This is a genomic window from Bacillus sp. ISL-46 (assembly GCF_018613205.1).
The window spans coordinates 110,354-128,536 of sequence record NZ_JAGGQR010000012.1 but is presented as its reverse complement, the minus strand read 5'-3'; the positions used below and the strand labels follow the sequence as shown (position 1 = coordinate 128,536).

The following is an 18,183-nucleotide window of genomic DNA, read 5'->3' as shown; positions in this document are numbered from 1 at the left end:
GTACTTTTTCAGTGGCCTCCAACAATTGTAGGGGGTTCTTTTTTTGATATATCCACATCTTTATTGACTTTTCTTAATTCTTCCCAAATTCAAGCCCTGATTTTCCAGGAAGATTTATATCTAGAAAAGCCAAATTGATATCAAGATTGAGGTTAAATCTATAAGCTTAAGTTCGAAGTTTAGGTTCGAAACGAATGTTCTTACTAGAAAGTTTAAGCGTCCTCATTACTAACTGTGATTTATGTGGAAATAGTTGATCTTTGAATTTTCTGTTTTATGCCTGTTATTTTATGTTAAAAAATATATAAACATAGTTTTTTTAAAAAACAACACTCAGTATAAACCTTAATAAAAATAAACAAAAGTGTATAACGTTAAACAAATAATTGACGACTATGAACACAGGTGTTTACAATGTGTTCATAGTTAATTGTCGAAATATTATGCATTTGAGGAATATAGGAAATAATGAATCAGGTATTCCTAAACTTGGGATTTTCGATCGCTTTATTTAATAAGTGAATCAGGCAAAAGGAAGTTAATAGCTTTTTGAATGTGTTGTTTAAGATTGAAAGGGTTTTCACGGGTTGTTTTTCCTATACTCAGGAAATTAAATTACTTTGGTTATTTTTGATATTTAGAGGAGGGGTAAAATATGAATCATCAACAAACGGAGTTAAATAAAGGGTTAAAAGTCCGTCATATTACCATGATTTCTTTGGGAGGAATCATTGGGGCTGGGTTATTTGTTGGGAGTGGATCCCTCATTAATATGGCAGGGCCAGCTTCTATCTTCGTCTATGCGATGGCGGGACTGCTTGTGGTTTTGGTCATGCGTATGCTGGGGGAAATGTCAATGGTTAACCCATCCAGCGGTTCTTTTTCCACGTATGCCCGGGAAGCGCTGGGCCCGTGGGCTGGCTATACAATCGGCTGGCTATACTGGTTTTTCTGGGTCATTGTCATTGCCGTTGAAGCAATCGCTGGAGCGAACATTATTCAATACTGGTTTCCCTCTTTGCCTTCTTGGTTAGTAAGCCTTGCCCTAACCTTATTATTGACTCTGACTAACCTATACTCCGTTAAATCGTTCGGCGAGTTCGAGTATTGGCTTTCTCTTATCAAAGTAGTAAGTATTGGCCTATTTTTGATTCTTGGAGGAGCTATTATATTCGGCTTCGTACCCGGTATCGAATCACCTGGGACTTCTAATCTTATACATAGAGGAGGATTTATCCCTAATGGAATCCATTCCATATTTTTGGGAGTCACTCTCGTTATGTTCTCTTTTATGGGGAGTGAAATTGTAGCAACTGCAGCAGCAGAAACACCGCATCCGGAAAAAGCCATTACTGTTGCGACAAACAGCGTTATTTATCGAATCATCATTTTTTATCTAGGTTCAATTTTAGTGCTGGTTACTATTCTCCCTTGGGATTCTCACACTCTGCTGAAAAATCCCTTTGTTTCCGTACTTGAGATGGTGAACATACCAGCTGCGGCTCATATAATGAATTTTATTGTTCTGACAGCCGTGCTTTCTTGCTTAAATTCTGGTCTTTACACCAGTTCCCGTATGTTGTTTGCACTGGCACAAAATGGTGATGCTCCCCGTGTGTTTTTAAAAGTCGATAAGAAGGGATTGCCAGTTCAGGCTATACTGGGGTGTACCGTTATTTCCTACATTAGTGTGGGATTCAATTACCTATCTCCTGATAAAATATTTCTCTTTTTAGTGAATGCTTCTGGAGGGGTAGCGCTTCTTGTTTATCTGGTGATTGCCTTCTCTCAACTGCGTATGAGAAGAAAATATGAAAAAGAAAACCCTGAAGCACTGAAAATAAGAATGTGGTTATTTCCTTACTTGACATATGCAACGATCATCACAATCGCTGGCGTTTTTGCAGCGATGCCGTTTATAGATTCACTTCGTTCACAATTCTTCTTAACACTGCTTATCGTTATATTTGTTGTCGGTTCTTTCTTTTTTACAAAGAATAAAAGATCAACTGGTTTATTAACGGAGAAAAAGGAGCAAATGTCTCTTCGTTATAAAGCTAAGGTTTAAAAATTATATTTTATTCGGAGGTATTTTTATGTGGGTAATCACTGTCTATCTAAATTCGAACAATATTACAATGTTTGAATTTGACACGAAAAAAGAAGCACTAGAAGCGTTCGAAAAAATCCAAGGCTGCAAAATTCTTTCGGAGGTTGTTTATTTTAGTGATTCCTGTTTAGCTGCGGTTTAAAGAATCTGTATCAAAATTTACTGTTTGCAAAAAACCTTCCAATTTCGTAAATTGGAGGGTTTTTTGTGTGCATCTGGTATTTCCAACGTTTTATTTTTGAAAAAGATTCTTCTTCAATTAAACATAATTGTTCATTTTGAATTTATTCATTAAACAATTATGTTTAATGAATAAAAATTTGAACATTTTTTTAAAAAAGGTGTACAAAATTGTTCAAATTATTTATAATGCATTTATACACAAATCGAAACATTGCATAGATTTTAAATTTTCCGACAATAGTAAAGGTGGCGATATTGCAGCAACACAAACTTTTTATGGAAAAATAGAAAAAGTTAAAAAATTACTATTATTCAAAAGGGAGAGAAAATCATGATAACAGAATATAAAAACACTTTTAAACCATATAAACATGAACCATTTACCGATTTTGCACTTGAAGAAAATAAAAGAGAATTTGAAAAAGCGTTAGAAAATGTACATTCAGAGCTAGGGAAAGAGTATCCACTTGTCATTGGAGAAGAATTTATCACAACGGATGAACAAATAGTATCTATTAATCCAGCGAATAAGGAAGAAGTCATTGGCCGAGTTTCCAAAGCTAATAAAGAATTAGCTGAAAAAGCGATGCAAGCAGCACTATCCACCTTCAATACATGGAAAAAGGAAGATCCAGAAGTACGAGCGAACATTTTATTCCGTGCAGCGGATATTATTCGTCGTCGCAAACATGAGTTCTCAGGTTATCTGGTTAAAGAGGCTGGAAAGCCATGGAAAGAAGCTGATGCAGATACAGCAGAAGCAATTGATTTTCTAGAGTTTTATGCTCGTCAAATGATGCAATTAAAAGACGGGGTACCTGTACAAAGTCGTGAAGGAGAAGTAAACAAATTTAATTATATTCCACTTGGTGTAGGTATCATTATTTCTCCATTTAACTTCCCATTAGCCATTATGGCAGGAACGGCAGCTGCAGCTATTGTAGCTGGAAATACCATTCTTTTAAAACCAGCAAATAATACGCCGGTAGTGGCAGCGAAATTCGTTGAAGTGATGAAAGAAGCAGGTCTTCCACAAGGTGTGCTTAACTACATTCCAGGAAGTGGCGCAGAAGTAGGCGATTATCTTGTTGATCATCCAAAAACTCGCTTTGTCTCTTTTACTGGTTCTCGTGAAATTGGCTGCCGTATTTATGAGCGTGCCGCAAAGGTACAACCAGGACAAATTTGGTTAAAGCGTGTCATTGCTGAAATGGGTGGAAAAGACACGGTCGTTGTAGATAAAGATGCAGATTTAGACTTAGCAGCGTATTCTATCGTTTATTCTGGATTTGGATTCTCAGGGCAAAAATGTTCTGCTGGTTCTCGCGCAGTAATACATCAAGATGTGTATGAGGAAGTACTTGAAAAAGCAATAACCTTAACAAAGACGTTAACGTTGGGGAATCCAGAAGATGTAAATAACTATATGGGACCGGTTATTGATCAAGCTTCTTATAACAAAATTACAAAATATATCGAAATTGGAAAAGAAGAAGGCCGGTTGGTGGCAGGTGGAGAAGGGGACGATTCCAAAGGATTCTTTATTCAACCAACTATTATTGCTGATGTAGATGAAAAAGCACGTCTCATGCAGGAAGAAATTTTTGGACCTGTTGTAGCTTTCTGTAAAGCACGTGATTTCAATCATATGATGGAAATAGCGAACAACACAGACTACGGATTAACGGGTGCGTTACTTTCTAACAATCCTGATCACATTAAGCGTGCAAAAGAAGAATTTCATGTAGGGAACCTTTATTTCAATCGTGGTTGTACAGGAGCAATCGTTGGATATCATCCGTTTGGTGGGTTTAATATGTCGGGAACGGACTCCAAGGCAGGAGGCCCCGATTACCTTATTTTGCACATGCAAGCGAAAACAACTAGCGAAACACTTTAAGAATAGGTTGGGCAACTTTTTGGTTGCCCGCTATAAAATATATCATTCAAAAAGAGGAACATATCTGGGGGGATATAAATGTTGGCAGAGGTATCAAAAAATGTTTTTCTTCACGCTTCCCAAAGTAAAGCTTTAAATCAGGCAGCGAAAAAATGGGGTCTTCGGTTTGGCGCTTCTCAAGTTGTGGCGGGAGACACAATCGAGAGTGCCGTTAAAAAAGCCCAGGAATTAAATAAAAAAGGCTTGATTTGTACAATGGATCATTTAGGAGAATTCGTTTCAAGTAGAGAAGAAGCGTTAGAAGCAACAGAATATAACGTAAATACGTTAGAAGCCATCGCCAAAGCTGGAGTAACTAGTAATTTATCTGTGAAAATGACCCAGTTGGGGTTGGATATTGATCGGGATTTTTGCGTTAGTAACATGCGCCGTATTCTTGAGACAGCCAAAAAACACAATAATTTTGTCCGAATCGATATGGAAGATCACGCACATTGTCAAATCACTTTAGATATCCTGAGAGAACTGCGCCAAACCTATGATAATGTAGGAACCGTGATTCAAGCCTACTTGTACCGTGCTGAACAAGATGTGAAAGAATTAAAAGGAATTCCTCTGCGATTAGTCAAAGGAGCTTACAAGGAATCTCCAGAAGTCGCTTATCAAGAAAAAGAAGAGGTAGATCAAAATTATATGAGAATCATTGAAGAGCATTTGCTAAGCGGAAGTTATGCAGCGATTGCTTCCCATGATCATCATATTATTGCCAAAGTAAAAGAATTTGCTCAAAAACATAATATTCCACGTGATCAATTTGAATTTCAGATGTTATATGGATTTAGAACAGATATGCAGCTAAGTTTGGTTAAAGAAGGATATAAAATGCGTGTTTACATACCTTTCGGCAATGATTGGTTTGGGTATTTTATGCGCCGTTTAGCAGAAAGACCACAAAATGTAACCTTTGCTCTTAAGGGACTCTTCTCCAAGTAATTGTGGAACGTACAGGAAGGTGGGCCTATAAACTATCATTAGTAAAGTTAACCTGTTGCTAGACAACATAATTAGGTATCGAAGATGAAGAGAAAAAGACATTGTTTATTCTATATTGTTTTTCTCTTTTATTTTATTGGATTGTTGACATTTAATAAGAGGGTAACTTGATAGTTTGTGGGTCTAGAGTTTTTGGGGAGGAAGGGCGTATGGAAGCAAAATATTGTAGAGAATCACGGGTTATACGGACGAGCCGAGTATTTCCAAACGACGTAAACAATCACAATACGTTATTTGGCGGGCGATTAATGAGTGATTTGGACCAGGTTGCATCTGTTTCTGCAGCACGTCATAGCCGTAAGGAATGTGTAACCGTTTCAACAGATTCAGTTGACTTCCTAAATCCTATTAATACTACAGATTCGGTCTGTTTTGAATCATATGTGACTTGGACAGGCACAACGTCCATGGAGGTTTTTGTGAAAATCATTGCCGAAGACTTAAAAAGCGGTGATCGGAGAATAGCAGCAACTGCACTATTAACATTTGTCGCACTGGATCAACATAAACGTCCAACAGAAGTTCCACAAGTCATTCCGGAGACGGAAGAAGAGAGAAAACTACATGAAACCGCACCGGAAAGAGTGAGAATTCGTAAAGAAAGGAAACAACAGAGCAAAAAGTTGGCCTTGTTTTTAAAGTTACATCATCCTTTGAACCTATATTATTGAAAGGATAACTACCTTTTAGGGATAAGAACAAGAAACATAAAAACATAAAAACATAAAAACATAAAAACATAGATCGTCTTCACACAATGTTTCTAAAGCAGACAACTCATAATATAAGAGGTGTAGAGAATGAAAGCGACCGCTCTTGCTAATAGTGACCAAGTTAAAAAGCCAGACCATCAGAAAAGTGAAACGTTAGATTTATTAATTTCAACTCAGTCTATCATAAAAGAGGCGATTCAAAAGTTAGGATATAGCGATGATATGTATGAGTTGTTGAAAGAACCACTTAGAATCCTAACTGTACGTATTCCAGTTCGAATGGATGATGGTTCCATTAAAATTTTTACTGGCTACCGTTCTCAACATAATGACGCAGTTGGTCCTACAAAAGGGGGAATACGTTTTCATCCAGAAGTCAGTGAGGACGAAGTAAAAGCTTTGTCCATGTGGATGAGTTTAAAATGCGGAATTTTTAATCTTCCTTATGGTGGGGGAAAAGGCGGAATTATATGCGATCCTCGTAGCATGTCTCTTCGAGAGTTAGAACGTCTAAGCAGGGGATATGTACGTGCCGTTAGTCAAATTGTTGGACCAACGAAAGATATTCCCGCACCAGATGTATTTACTAATCCGCAAATTATGGCCTGGATGATGGATGAGTATAGCCGTATCCAAGAATTTGATTCACCAGGATTTATTACTGGAAAGCCGATTGTACTTGGTGGTTCGCAAGGGCGTGAAACAGCTACAGCTACAGGAGTCAGCATTTGTATCGAAGAGGCAGCAAAAAGAAAAGAGATTCCATTAAAGGGTGCGCGCGTGATTATCCAAGGATTTGGAAATGCAGGAAGTTACCTTGCAAAATTTATGCAAGAGGCAGGGGCAAAAGTAATTGGTATTTCTGATGCATATGGGGCGCTGTTAAACCCGGATGGGCTTGATATTAATTATTTGCTTGATCGACGCGATAGCTTTGGCACCATAACTAATTTATTCACAAACGTCATTACAAATCAGGAATTACTTGAAAAAGAATGTGAAATTCTTGTTCCGGCTGCCATTTCCAATCAAATTACAAGTGAAAATGCACGTAATATTCAAGCTAAAATTGTTGTCGAAGCTGCAAACGGGCCAACAACGCTTGAAGCGACTAAAATACTAGCAGAGCGTAACATATTACTTGTACCGGACGTACTTGCTAGTTCAGGTGGCGTAACCGTTTCATATTTTGAGTGGGTACAAAATAACCAAGGTTTTTATTGGACAGAAGAAGAAGTATCCCATAGGTTACACCATAAAATAGTTGAGTCTTTTGAAAGTGTTTTCTCTACAGCACAAAGATACCAAGTAGATATGCGTTTGGCTGCATATATGGTTGGAATAAGAAGGATGGCAGAAGCATCTCGTTTTCGTGGCTGGTTATAAGTTTTTAATTTTATTTAAATTATATGTGTGAAAGAGAGGATTAAAAATTGAAAGAAGTTATAGAACCTATCTATAGTCCTTGTTGCGGAAAAATCGAGACCCTATTTGTTAGCCAAAATTCTTATGTGTATGAGTGGGAAAAGTTGATGTTAATTCATACACCCGATAACCATAAAGTTGAGGTAAGGGCTGGTGTAAGTGGTCATATAGTTTCACTAGAAGTAATAGAAAAGCAAAGTATTACCAATGATACTTTGTTAGTAAAGGTAAAAGATGATCTATTAATCACAGGAAGTGAATGATAATAGAATTTAGCAGCTCCTGTTCTCAAAACATATAGTACCATCAGTTGTAAATAAGATACAAAGGGGTTAATAGTTTGAGAGAAAAAACTGTCATTTATCTTGGAAAAGAATACACACTGTTTTACCAGTATGATTCAGGGTATTGTGAGATTATGGGAAGGGACACGGCTATAGACAACGTAAAATTAGTGCATTTCTCGGAACTCGAACATGAAAATTTAAAAAAAGGGTAGGCAAAATTTAATCTGTACCCTTGTAAAGGACATTTTAAAAAAAGAGGCTACGCTGCCTTAAGAAGGTGATCTCTGTTATTGAACAGGGATCATCTTTTTTAAATCCGACTAGTACCTATAGTGGTTGTAGTTCATGGTTTGATTGCTACGAGACCAGATCACAACAGGGATTAGAAGTAGGGAAAGGATCCCTCCAGCAATTGAAAGTCCAGCGTAGCTAGTTTGTGCGACCACCATTCCGGAAAGCGCTCCCCCGGATGCCCCAGCCAAAGCGATCAAAACATCTACAGTTCCCTGCGTTTTAGCCCGGGTGGAGGGGGATGTTGAATCAACGATCAGTGCCGTGCCGCTAATTAACCCAAAGTTCCAGCCAAGCCCGAGCAAAACTAGTGCGATGATAAGAACCAACGAGGAATCAGCAGGGGCACTGCCAGCAAGAATGCCTGCAGCAAGCAGAGTGGCACCAGATGCGATGGCCATTTTAGTTCGGCCTAACTTATCTACGAGAATACCTGTTATGAGAGAGGGAAGGTACATGGCACCTATATGGAAGCCGATTACCATTCCGACTTCTCTCAGACCATGCCCATGATGTTTCATGTATACAGGTGTCATTGTCATTATGGATGTCATGACAATCTGAGTTAAAACCATAATTGTCGCTGCCACAACGATTCCTCGTTTATTGTTTGCTAGATTGCTAGATTGCTTCTCTAAAGGGTTACTACTACTGGTTCGCTGACCAACTGCAATGGCTTCTGCAACAATCAGAGGATCTGGGCGCAAGAAAGCTAAAAGGATTAAACCAGCAAGGATAAAGGCAGTCGCGCCAAGAATGAATGGACCGGCTAGAGCAGGGACACCGATTGATGTGGCAAATTGACCCATTACATCGACCAAGTTCGGTCCCGCTACAGCTCCGAATGTGGTTGATACCATGGCAATGCTGACGGATGTTGCTCGCTGTGCAGGTTTTGCTAAGTCGGTTCCGGCATAGCGTGCTTGTAAGTTTGAAGCTGAGCCTGCACCATAGACCAGGAGCGAGGCAAAAAGGAGAAAGATATTACTTGTGATGGCTGAAACGATTACTCCAATCGCACCTATACCGCCGGTCAAGAACCCGCCCGCAAGTCCTATTCGGCGTCCAAATCGTTGCGAGACTCGACCGATAAGCAGAGCTGCCCCAGCAGAACCCAACGTTAATAACGCTGCTGGAATCCCTGCATAACTATCCGTCCCTAACATATCTTGGGCAAGAAGTGCTCCTACAGTTATTCCTGCAGCAAGTCCTGCCCCTCCAAAAATTTGTGACATGACAACAATCAGTAATGTCCGTCGATATAACTTTTCCTGCTTTTCTGGTGAATCTATGTAACTCTTCAACCAATCTGGTTTTGAATTAACTGGGTTATGTGACACTTTAAAACCTCTTTCTGAAGGAAAACCCTTCTTCATTTTGATTTTTATTTTAACAATAAATAATAGCAGTTTATATAGAAAAATGTCGAAAAATTCAATATTTGTTCATATAAAGTGGGCTGTTATGGAGATTTTTTATGATAGGATAATAGTGGTTGTATTACTATATGTTTACAGCTAATAAATTAGAAAAAGGAGTTAGAAAATGGGACTGGATATGTATTTATTTTCTTTACCTAAGATCACTGGAATGGATTATGATGAAATCGTTTTAGCAAGTGCACAAATGAGTAAGCATAAAGCAGATCAGGATGAAATCTATGAAAGGCTAAAGCCGCATATTAAGCATTTTAAGGAATATGATTCCTCATGGTCGAGTATTTATGAAGAAGTTGCGTACTGGCGAAAGGCCAATCAAATTCACAATTGGTTTGTCGAAACGCTCCATAACGGGGAAGATGACCCTCTTTTCACACAAGAAGTCACAAAGGAAAATTTGCTGGACCTAAATAACTTATGTCTTCAAGTTCTAAAGGAAAAGGAACCTCCTTATAATATTTTACCAACAAGACCTGGTTGTTTTTTTGGTAACCTCTCTTATGATTCCTATTATTACAGGGAAATTGAAGAGACCCAAGCCTTATTAGCAGCCCTCATTAAACACTTCAATTTTGAAACCCACTATTTGTTGTACCAATGTTCTTGGTAAACCCGCTAACAACCACTATAACTTAACCTTTCAACTCACAAAACTAATATTCAATGACACATCACCCAATCAATAAGTTCATGGAAAGTTGGAGTTACTATTTTTATTGATAACGAAATGAGGAAATCCTATTGGTTTATTTTATATACTCTGCATCATAAGAATTTTCGCCGGCATGAACAGACAGCAAGGTATCAGCGTAGCCAACGAGTCTATTTACCACCTCGTCTGCGACCGCATAGACAAGAGGGTGGACATCTGGTTGAAATAGAGCAGGATCGTCTATAATCAATGTGGTATTTATAAAAATGTCTCGATTTCCGTAAAGATCATAATGAACAATGGCTTTCCCAGCAGCTCCACCTGTTCGAGGATCTTGATAGCCAGGCAAAAAAACATACCACTCTTCAGCTGTGGCTGAGCGAAAATTTTTGGTAAAAGTCATGCCATTTATCACATGCTCAATTTCTTGTTGCATCTGCGGTGTGACTACCTCAATAATTTTTTCTGTCATAATAGTCCCCCCTTTTTACAGTTTGTTATATTAATTTCCCCAATTTCGTATTGAGTAGTAACAATATTTTTCCACTGAACTTTTTGATGGTAGAGGGAACAATATTTCTGAGTACTTTTGTTGAGGTGAGAGACGATGAAGCATGATGAACCACGTGATTATATAACAATTGAAGATGGCCACGGGAATCTTAAAGAATTTGCTGTTGAAGCCTTGTTTGATATGGAGGACGAGTCCTATGCGCTACTAAATGCAGAGGATGAAACCATCGTAATGAAGATTGAGGGTGAGGAAGGTAACCAAGACTTAGTAGGTATAAATGACCCTTCCGAAAGTGAAGCGATATTGGCTGCATACCAAATCGCCGTGGAACATGCTCCGGCAGAATAAAAATATAACGCAGCGAAAGGTACCACCGGATAATAGCGGGGTTTTTTCGCTGCGTTTTTTATCAATAGTAATTAAAGCCAAGATAGATGATATAAATAATGATAGCTGCAATGGCGATAATCCAAACAAGAAACACTGGATTCAGTAAATAAGGATGTCTTTGAGTTTTTTCATTGATTTGCGTATCAAATTCACCTGATCTAGTACTGACCATTCTTCCAGTCCCTAACGTAAAAATTAAACCGCCAATCAATACTAACAATGCAATACCAGACAAAATGAGATGCCAATTACTCATTTATATAACCACCTTTTTTTCATATAATTTGAAAAAAAGTAGAGAAATATGCATTTATCTTTTGATAAGTAGGTTTAAATTTCATCAGGATAACATGATTGATTATTCATTCATTTTTCGATACAGTTAAATAGAGTATTTTGAAAATTCGAAAAAGAAAGGTGTGCATAATCGATAATGTTAAACGTATTAACGAATGAGGACGTATTTTGTATAGAAGGAAATGTTCAACAGTCGGGACTCAAATTAGGCACGGTTTATTCTTTTTTGGTAGACGGAATGCTAATTGATACAGGGCCCCAGTGTCTTGAAACAGAGCTTATCCCTATTTATGAGAATCTTAACTTTGAGATAGTAACATTGACACATAGTCATGAAGACCATTCTGGTTTAGCCCCATGGATTCAGAAGCAAAAAAAAATTCCAATCTATTTACATCCAAAAGGTATTAGTATCTGTAATGAGCCTTATCCCTATCCTAAGTACCGCAAGCTTACCTGGGGAAAGCGGACGCCGTTTCAACCCTTGCCGCTTGAGGACGTGATTCAATCTCGTAGTCAAGAATGGAAAGTCATCTATACGCCAGGACATGCCGATGACCATGTCTCTTTTTTTCATGAAGAATCTGGCCGATTATTTTCAGGTGATTTATTCGTAACACCGAAAACGAAGGTCATTATGGACAGCGAATCCATTCCGGTTATTATCGATTCGATTCGCAGGCTGCTCAGCTTTGACTTTCAAGCCCTGTTTTGCTGTCATGCTGGTTATATTAAGGATGGAAAAAGTATGATGAAGCAAAAATTAGATTATCTTGAGAATCTTTCCGGTGAAGTGGGAAATTTCCACAAGCAAGGTCGCTCGATTGATGAAATTACTCAAATGCTTTTCCCGAAAAAATATCCAATCATTTCTTTTTCCGAAGGACAATGGGATTCTCGGCATATCGTCTCTTCCATTGTTTCATCTTTTTAAGGTGTGAAATTAATAAAAATAAAAAGAAAACGGCGGTGATTAGCTAAATCACTGCCGTTTTGACCTTTAAGTCATGCTGCTTGTAATTTTCTTCTAAATAGTTTCGTGTTGGTTCCAATATATACCCCAGTTAAAACAAAGGCGGCACCTATTCCTTGAGCCAATGTAAAGGTCTCACCTAAAAAGAAGGTAGCCATCAAGACAGCTGATAACGGCATCACATTAATAAAGATAGAAGCCTTTGCAGCACCAACCTCTTTTATGCCGTAATAGTACATGATAAATGAAACAACTGTTACAAATATGCTCATATGCGAAATGGCGATCCAGGTTGAAACACTAGCGTTTTGTACTTCGTGCCAGGATGTTTCCGCATATGCGAACGGAAATAAAAATATGGTACCAAAAGCAACAGCATAAGTAGTGGATTCCACTGCGCTGAATTTTTTTAAAACGACTTTACCAACCACACTGTACAATGCCCAGCTTATTACCGCACCTAGTAAAACAAAGTCGATCGTCTCAAAACCGTATTGGAACAGTGAGAGTAGGTGACCATCGGTAATAATGAAGGTAACCCCAGTAAGGGCAATCACCATTCCAATCACATGGTTTTTGGTGATTGTTTCTTTTAAAAATAATCCTGATAAAAGGACGATCAGTACTGGGTTTGAGGCAATAAATAAGGAACTCTTAATAACCGGTGCATGTTTGGTAGCTATAAAAAAACAAATATTATAAATTGCAATGCCTGTTAATCCAAGTACGGCAAATAATCCATAATCTTTGAGAGTTGGCCTCTTTCGATTTTTTTCCATCAACCACATAAGCGGAAACAATAGAATAGCAGCCCCCAAAAAACGTAAAAAAGCAACGGTTGCTGGTTCAAAGTCTTTTACGGCGACTTTACCAGCAAGAAACGCACTTCCCCATGTAGCCGTGGCAAAAAATAACATCCCATAAATAAGCCATAGCTTTTTATTCTTATTCATCCAATCCCCTACAATCTATTTCAATTTAATAAATAGATTTTAACATCTTTTTCGGATTTCGAAATAATTTTTAATAAAATATTTAAATAATTTAATCAATTAAAAAAATCATACAACTTTTTAAGCATTAGGCTGTGTTTAAGGTCATTGTTGATTTTATAGCCAAGTTGATTGGAGCGGAAATCAACAGCCTAGTTTAACACATCTACGCATTAAAAAAGCTGGTTAAGGAGTTTTTCCTTTTCCAGCTTTATCTTTTAAGTTAGATTTTTTAATTCTGATAAATGAACCAATTGTACATTATGAACACTTTCTATTTCTTTAATCTCGCAGTATCCAGTATCGTACGTGTAAAGGATAATATATTTCTTTCCATTGTAAAGAACATGCTCCATAGTATCTCCATCCTTTGATCATGTTAATATTATTGTATATTTGCAATACAGATTAATATATGAAGTTCATTTTAAGATTATGTAAATTTTTTCACTGCTGTATTGAAAAGTTATTGTGTTAAGATAGCAATATTAGTGTCAAAGTCATAGGGGGAAGAAAGATGAACAGAAAACCAATTATCGGCATAACGGGTGCCTATGTTAAACATAACGACTATATGGAAGGTGTTTATGTGCACCATGATTACCATAAAAGTGTTGTCGCCAATGGTGGGATTCCTATTATCCTTCCATATATTAACCCCGAAATTTCTTTAGAAACGCTTGGTTTATGTGATGGAATTATCCTAAGCGGGGGAGAGGACGTCGATCCTAAACTTTTTAATCAGGATCCACATCACCACTTAGGTCCAACTACACCAGAGCGGGACTTGGCAGAGATAGCGATTGTTAAATATGCGCTTGAGAACGATATTCCCCTTCTTGCGATTTGTAGAGGTGTGCAAATTTTGAATGTCGCTTTGGGAGGAACATTAATTCAGGATATCCCGAGTCAAGTCATTGAACCAATCCAACACTCTCAGAAGATTGATAGAAGTCAAGATACCCATTGGGTGACCATCTCCAAAAATAGTAGATTGTTTGAAATAGTAGGATCTGATCGTATCCGAGTGAATAGTCTTCATCATCAAGCAATCGGTGAGGTAGCCAGCGATCTTCGTATCGTTGCACAATCATCCGATGGAATCGTTGAAGCAGTAGAATATAGCCATCCAACCACATTTACTGTGGGTGTTCAGTGGCATCCTGAATCCATGGCAAGTACAAACGCTGAGATGAATAATTTGTTCTTAGAATTTATTAAAAACAGTGCGAAGGTCATGGTTTAATCATCGGTTTAGAAGTGGAAGGGAATGAATCAATCGATGGAAAAAATTTATCTTGATTACAATGCCAGCACACCTATGGCTCCTGAAGTAGTAGAGTCCATGAAACCGTTGCTAGATGATTTTTATGGGAATCCATCCGCCTTACATTGGGCGGGGAGACCAGTAAAAGAATTATTACATAGTGCCCGAAAACAGGTTGCTGAGTTAATTGGTTGTTCCTCTAGTGAGCTTATTTTCACAAGTGGGGGCAGCGAAGCCAATAACCTTGCATTAAAAGGTTTTTATTTTAAAAATCGGCATAAAGGGAACCATATCATTACTTCTAAAATTGAACATCCTGCGATCATGAATCCATGCAAATTCCTCGAACAAATTGGGGCAAAGGTCACATATGTAGACGTGGATCGGACTGGGAAAGTTACACTAGAAGAAATAGAAAAGGCGATCACTAAGGAAACGATCCTGATTTCGATTATGCATTCCAATAATGAAACAGGTACCTTACAGCCAATCAAAGCGATCGGGGATATAGCTAAAGAGTATGGGATAGCTTTTCATACGGATGCTTCTCAATCGGTTGGAAAAGTCCCGGTTAATGTGGATGATTTGAAGGTAGATATGCTCACGATTGCCGGCCATAAACTCTATGCTCCGAAAGGAATTGGAGCATTCTATATACGAGAGGGAATCGAATTGGAACCACTCATACATGGGGCTGGGCATGAGTTTGGCCTGCGTGCCGGCACGGAAAATACTTTACTAGCAGTGGGATTAGGAATGGCTAGTGAAATTGCTAAACAACAGGTAGGAAATCGTAGCATAAAAGATTTGACCGACTATTTTTGGCAGCAATTACAGGATGCGTTTGGAGACCAGGTAGTATTGAATGGACACCCTGAGGAACGTCTGCCCAATACTTTAAATGTAAGTTTTGTAAGAAAAATCGGTCAAGACTTGTTGTCAGCCATCCCATATTTAGCGGCTTCAACTGGATCAGCCTGTCATGCCGGCAGCATTGAATTATCACCGGTATTAAAAGAGATGGATGTTCCTGAAGAGGTGGGGATGGGTGCGATCCGCTTTAGCTTAGGCAGGTTTACGACGATAGATGAGATTGATCAAGTAATGGAATCGTTAAAAGGAATATTGTAATTTCTTCGGTCAGGGACTAACTATTCGCGGTTAGTCTTTTTTCTCTGTGATTAAAGGTTCCTATCTTTGCATAAGCATTAAGAATCGCTCTATCTTACTGATGTCAGATAATTTATTGGGTTAGGGTTAGAAATAGGTGCTTTATCATACCGAAGTCAGTTAGTTTATCGGGTATAGGTAAAATAGAGCCCCTTTTCTATATTCACTAGTATCTTTAACTCATTTACTCAATGTAATTAGCGTATTATAATGTTCTTAATACGGAACGACATGGAGAAAGGTGTGTTGGAATGCAAAAAAGAATATTAGGTAAAACTGGGCTGGAAGTATCGGCGCTTGGACTAGGCTGTATGGGGATGTCGGATTTTTACAGTGGGAGAGATGACGACGAGTCTATTAAAACAATCCATTGTGCCATTGAAATGGGGATTACGCTTCTCGACACAGCTGATATGTATGGCGTAGGTAAAAATGAAGAATTACTCGGACGGGCAATTAAAGGTCGTCGGAATCAAGTGGTTGTTGCCACTAAATTTGGAAATGTAAGATCTGAAGATGGAGCTTTTCTGGGAATAAATGGCCGCCCTGAATATGTCAAAGAAGCCTGTGAAGCTAGCCTTCGCCGCTTAGGTGTGGATCATATCGATCTATACTACCAACATCGAGTCGACCCAAACACACCAATTGAAGAAACAATCGGCGCAATGTCGGATTTAGTTAGGGAAGGGAAAGTGCGCTTTCTAGGTATGTCAGAAGCAGCCTCCCAAACTATTAGACGTGCTTTTGCTATTCATCCGATTACCGCTGTTCAGACCGAGTATTCCCTTTGGAGCCGTGACGTCGAAGATGATATTCTGCCCACTTGCCGGGAACTGGGAATCGGTTTTGTCCCTTACAGTCCATTAGGAAGAGGATTTCTAACAGGGCAGATTCAGAAATTTGAAGACTTAGCAGCCGATGATTATCGCCGCTTTTCTCCTCGATTCCAAGGAGAAAACTTCCAGAAAAATTTGGAACTGGTCAATAAAATTATCGAAATAGCACGGGAAAAAGCCTGCCTGCCTTCCCAGCTTGCCCTTGCCTGGCTGCTAGGTCAAGGAAATGACATTGTTCCAATCCCAGGCACGAAGAGGGTCCAATACTTAGAGGAAAATGTCGGGGCTCTTGATGTATCGTTAACAGAAACTGACTTAGCACGTATAAACGAAGTTGCTCCTCGGGGTGTTGCAGCTGGAGAACGTTACCATGAAGCTGGCATGAAAGGTGTTAATTTGTAATAAGAAGAAGGTAGATATTTGGGAGCAGCATAGGTGAAAAGAGAGGTGTAAATCCATAACAGGTTCAGTTAACTCTCGCAAAACATTAAAAATGTAATGTAAAATGACCATCAAATTGTAAGTTAAATTGATGGTCATTTTTTATTAATAGATTGTGAAAGTTTTTACTTAAGCTTTGGTTCGTTAGTTTAAGAAGGAACATTAACTTTCACAGAGAATATATGAATTAAAAGAGAGGAGAAAAAAGATAAGAGAAAAAATTTATTGGTATTACCTTTACCAGATTTTGAACCAGAAACTGAGTGGGTTATCTACCATAGAGGACAGATTTTCCAGATTCTTGCGAATTTAAAGGAATAAATAAAAGCCAACTTATAAGGAAAGATTGGGTGGTATCAATAGTAAAGCAAATTAAATTTTATATGGATGACCAAACTGAAGAAATTATCATCCATAAGCTTCGGACTTCTGGTAGTGTTTTTGCAGACGAAGAGGCACTGCTACTTATATCTGAAGCACCGACATTGGATGACCTTATGAAAATGGTCGAAATGCGAACCGAGGGGATACCTCTTGAACACGTCATTGGGTACACAGAGTTCTGTGGTCTGAGGATAAAGATAGACTCTGAGGTCTTCGTGCCTCGCAAACGAACAGAGTTTCTTGTCCGTCAGGCAGAAACCCTAACTTGTTTAGGGGATATCGTTGTTGATATGTGTTGCGGGTCAGGAGCTGTAGGTGCAGCTCTTGCAGCAACTTTAGGACGGGTAGCCTTGTACTCTGTTGACCTCGACCCCGCTGCAGTAAGCTGTGCTGGAGGCAACATAACAGCTTTTGGTGGCCACGTTTTTCAAGGGGACTTGTATACAGCCCTACCCCAGTCCCTTCAAGGCCGTGTGAACATCGTAGTTGCTAATGCTCCTTACGTACCTACCGAGGCGATCAAGCTGCTTCCCCGGGAGGCTCGCCTGTATGAACCAATACTGGCCCTTGACGGAGGGAAGGACGGACTTGAGCTACAGCGTATGGTAGCGAAAGAGGCACCTCTCTGGTTAGCTCCGGGAGGGCACCTTTTGTTAGAAACGAGCGAACAGCAAGCATACCAAACCTTTGAAATTTTTTCTAGTATGGGGCTTATCCCGAAAGTAGCCAGAAATGATGAATTGGACGCCACGGTAATCATCGGTACTAAAACTGGCATCTAAAGTAAATAGACAACTAGACTTAACCTAATATGATCATTGCTTGGTACGATACACAATGAAAAATCCTTCTTCAACATAAGAGTG

The 18,183-nt window shown here is 38.8% G+C and carries 20 protein-coding genes; 15 read left to right on the top strand and 5 right to left on the bottom strand.

What is annotated here, in order from left to right; genetic code table 11:
* Nucleotides 1-655: 655 nt before the first annotated feature.
* The 8 genes from J7E67_RS07050 (at nucleotide 656) to J7E67_RS07015 (ending at nucleotide 7,883) form a co-directional block, all read left to right on the top strand.
* Complete coding sequence (locus J7E67_RS07050) at nucleotides 656-2,068, top strand: amino acid permease (protein ID WP_214731289.1); 1,413 nt, start codon at nucleotides 656-658, stop codon at nucleotides 2,066-2,068.
* Nucleotides 2,069-2,096: 28 nt separating this feature from the next.
* Nucleotides 2,097-2,252: a hypothetical protein gene (locus J7E67_RS07045; RefSeq protein ID WP_214731288.1), complete on the top strand. Its 156-nt coding sequence runs from the start codon at nucleotides 2,097-2,099 to the stop codon at nucleotides 2,250-2,252.
* A gap of 372 nt (nucleotides 2,253-2,624) precedes the next feature.
* Nucleotides 2,625-4,193 carry an L-glutamate gamma-semialdehyde dehydrogenase gene (pruA, locus tag J7E67_RS07040; protein WP_214731287.1) on the top strand — a complete coding sequence of 523 codons (1,569 nt, stop codon included), beginning with the start codon at nucleotides 2,625-2,627 and terminating at the stop codon, nucleotides 4,191-4,193.
* A gap of 78 nt (nucleotides 4,194-4,271) precedes the next feature.
* The gene (locus J7E67_RS07035; protein WP_214713735.1) at nucleotides 4,272-5,186 is read left to right on the top strand and encodes a proline dehydrogenase family protein; all 915 of its coding nucleotides are present in this window, start codon (nucleotides 4,272-4,274) and stop codon (nucleotides 5,184-5,186) included.
* A 209-nt stretch (nucleotides 5,187-5,395) separates the two neighbouring features.
* Nucleotides 5,396-5,917: an acyl-CoA thioesterase gene (locus tag J7E67_RS07030; RefSeq protein WP_214731286.1), complete on the top strand. Its 522-nt coding sequence runs from the start codon at nucleotides 5,396-5,398 to the stop codon at nucleotides 5,915-5,917.
* 129 nt (nucleotides 5,918-6,046) lie between these two features.
* Nucleotides 6,047-7,345, top strand: a complete 1,299-nt coding sequence (locus J7E67_RS07025; protein ID WP_214731285.1) for a Glu/Leu/Phe/Val family dehydrogenase — start codon at nucleotides 6,047-6,049, stop codon at nucleotides 7,343-7,345.
* 47 nt (nucleotides 7,346-7,392) lie between these two features.
* The gene (locus tag J7E67_RS07020; RefSeq protein ID WP_214713742.1) at nucleotides 7,393-7,647 is read left to right on the top strand and encodes a biotin/lipoyl attachment domain-containing protein; all 255 of its coding nucleotides are present in this window, start codon (nucleotides 7,393-7,395) and stop codon (nucleotides 7,645-7,647) included.
* 77 nt (nucleotides 7,648-7,724) lie between these two features.
* Nucleotides 7,725-7,883, top strand: coding sequence for a hypothetical protein (locus J7E67_RS07015; protein ID WP_214713744.1), 159 nt, complete (start codon nucleotides 7,725-7,727; stop codon nucleotides 7,881-7,883).
* Nucleotides 7,884-7,991: 108 nt separating this feature from the next.
* On the opposite strand, the gene J7E67_RS07010 is transcribed toward J7E67_RS07015, so the two are convergent.
* A complete protein-coding gene (locus tag J7E67_RS07010; protein WP_214731284.1) occupies nucleotides 7,992-9,338 on the bottom strand; it encodes an MFS transporter in 1,347 nt (448 codons plus the stop codon).
* A gap of 169 nt (nucleotides 9,339-9,507) precedes the next feature.
* Here J7E67_RS07010 and J7E67_RS07005 point away from each other — a divergent pair, with 169 nt between their 5' ends.
* Entirely contained in the window at nucleotides 9,508-10,011 is a 504-nt protein-coding gene (locus J7E67_RS07005; protein WP_214713748.1) for a hypothetical protein, read from the top strand.
* A 136-nt stretch (nucleotides 10,012-10,147) separates the two neighbouring features.
* Here the strand turns inward: J7E67_RS07005 and J7E67_RS07000 are convergent, their stop codons facing one another.
* The gene (locus J7E67_RS07000) at nucleotides 10,148-10,525 is read right to left on the bottom strand and encodes a hypothetical protein (RefSeq protein WP_214713750.1); all 378 of its coding nucleotides are present in this window, start codon (nucleotides 10,523-10,525) and stop codon (nucleotides 10,148-10,150) included.
* A 135-nt stretch (nucleotides 10,526-10,660) separates the two neighbouring features.
* On the opposite strand from J7E67_RS07000, the gene J7E67_RS06995 reads away from it, so the two are divergent.
* Nucleotides 10,661-10,915 carry a DUF1292 domain-containing protein gene (locus J7E67_RS06995; protein WP_214713752.1) on the top strand — a complete coding sequence of 85 codons (255 nt, stop codon included), beginning with the start codon at nucleotides 10,661-10,663 and terminating at the stop codon, nucleotides 10,913-10,915.
* 61 nt (nucleotides 10,916-10,976) lie between these two features.
* Here J7E67_RS06995 and J7E67_RS06990 read toward each other — a convergent pair whose 3' ends face one another.
* Nucleotides 10,977-11,213, bottom strand: a complete 237-nt coding sequence (locus J7E67_RS06990; RefSeq protein WP_168244628.1) for a hypothetical protein — start codon at nucleotides 11,211-11,213, stop codon at nucleotides 10,977-10,979.
* A 177-nt stretch (nucleotides 11,214-11,390) separates the two neighbouring features.
* Between J7E67_RS06990 and J7E67_RS06985 the strand changes: the two genes are divergently transcribed.
* Entirely contained in the window at nucleotides 11,391-12,188 is a 798-nt protein-coding gene (locus tag J7E67_RS06985; protein WP_214713754.1) for an MBL fold metallo-hydrolase, read from the top strand.
* 71 nt (nucleotides 12,189-12,259) lie between these two features.
* Here J7E67_RS06985 and J7E67_RS06980 read toward each other — a convergent pair whose 3' ends face one another.
* Together J7E67_RS06980 and J7E67_RS06975 are read right to left on the bottom strand one after the other, a co-directional pair.
* Entirely contained in the window at nucleotides 12,260-13,180 is a 921-nt protein-coding gene (locus tag J7E67_RS06980; protein ID WP_251026611.1) for a DMT family transporter, read from the bottom strand.
* Between the two features lie 257 nt (nucleotides 13,181-13,437).
* Nucleotides 13,438-13,575 carry a hypothetical protein gene (locus J7E67_RS06975; protein ID WP_214713756.1) on the bottom strand — a complete coding sequence of 46 codons (138 nt, stop codon included), beginning with the start codon at nucleotides 13,573-13,575 and terminating at the stop codon, nucleotides 13,438-13,440.
* Between the two features lie 161 nt (nucleotides 13,576-13,736).
* On the opposite strand from J7E67_RS06975, the gene J7E67_RS06970 reads away from it, so the two are divergent.
* The 4 genes from J7E67_RS06970 (at nucleotide 13,737) to J7E67_RS06955 (ending at nucleotide 18,099) form a co-directional block, all read left to right on the top strand.
* Nucleotides 13,737-14,465, top strand: a complete 729-nt coding sequence (locus tag J7E67_RS06970) for a gamma-glutamyl-gamma-aminobutyrate hydrolase family protein (protein ID WP_214713758.1) — start codon at nucleotides 13,737-13,739, stop codon at nucleotides 14,463-14,465.
* A gap of 24 nt (nucleotides 14,466-14,489) precedes the next feature.
* Nucleotides 14,490-15,617 carry a cysteine desulfurase family protein gene (locus tag J7E67_RS06965; protein ID WP_308161361.1) on the top strand — a complete coding sequence of 376 codons (1,128 nt, stop codon included), beginning with the start codon at nucleotides 14,490-14,492 and terminating at the stop codon, nucleotides 15,615-15,617.
* Between the two features lie 290 nt (nucleotides 15,618-15,907).
* Nucleotides 15,908-16,894 (top strand): aldo/keto reductase, encoded by a 987-nt coding sequence (locus J7E67_RS06960; protein ID WP_214713760.1) that lies wholly within the window; start codon nucleotides 15,908-15,910, stop codon nucleotides 16,892-16,894.
* A gap of 422 nt (nucleotides 16,895-17,316) precedes the next feature.
* Nucleotides 17,317-18,099 (top strand): putative protein N(5)-glutamine methyltransferase, encoded by a 783-nt coding sequence (locus J7E67_RS06955; protein ID WP_214713961.1) that lies wholly within the window; start codon nucleotides 17,317-17,319, stop codon nucleotides 18,097-18,099.
* The last annotated feature ends 84 nt before the right edge of the window (nucleotides 18,100-18,183 follow it).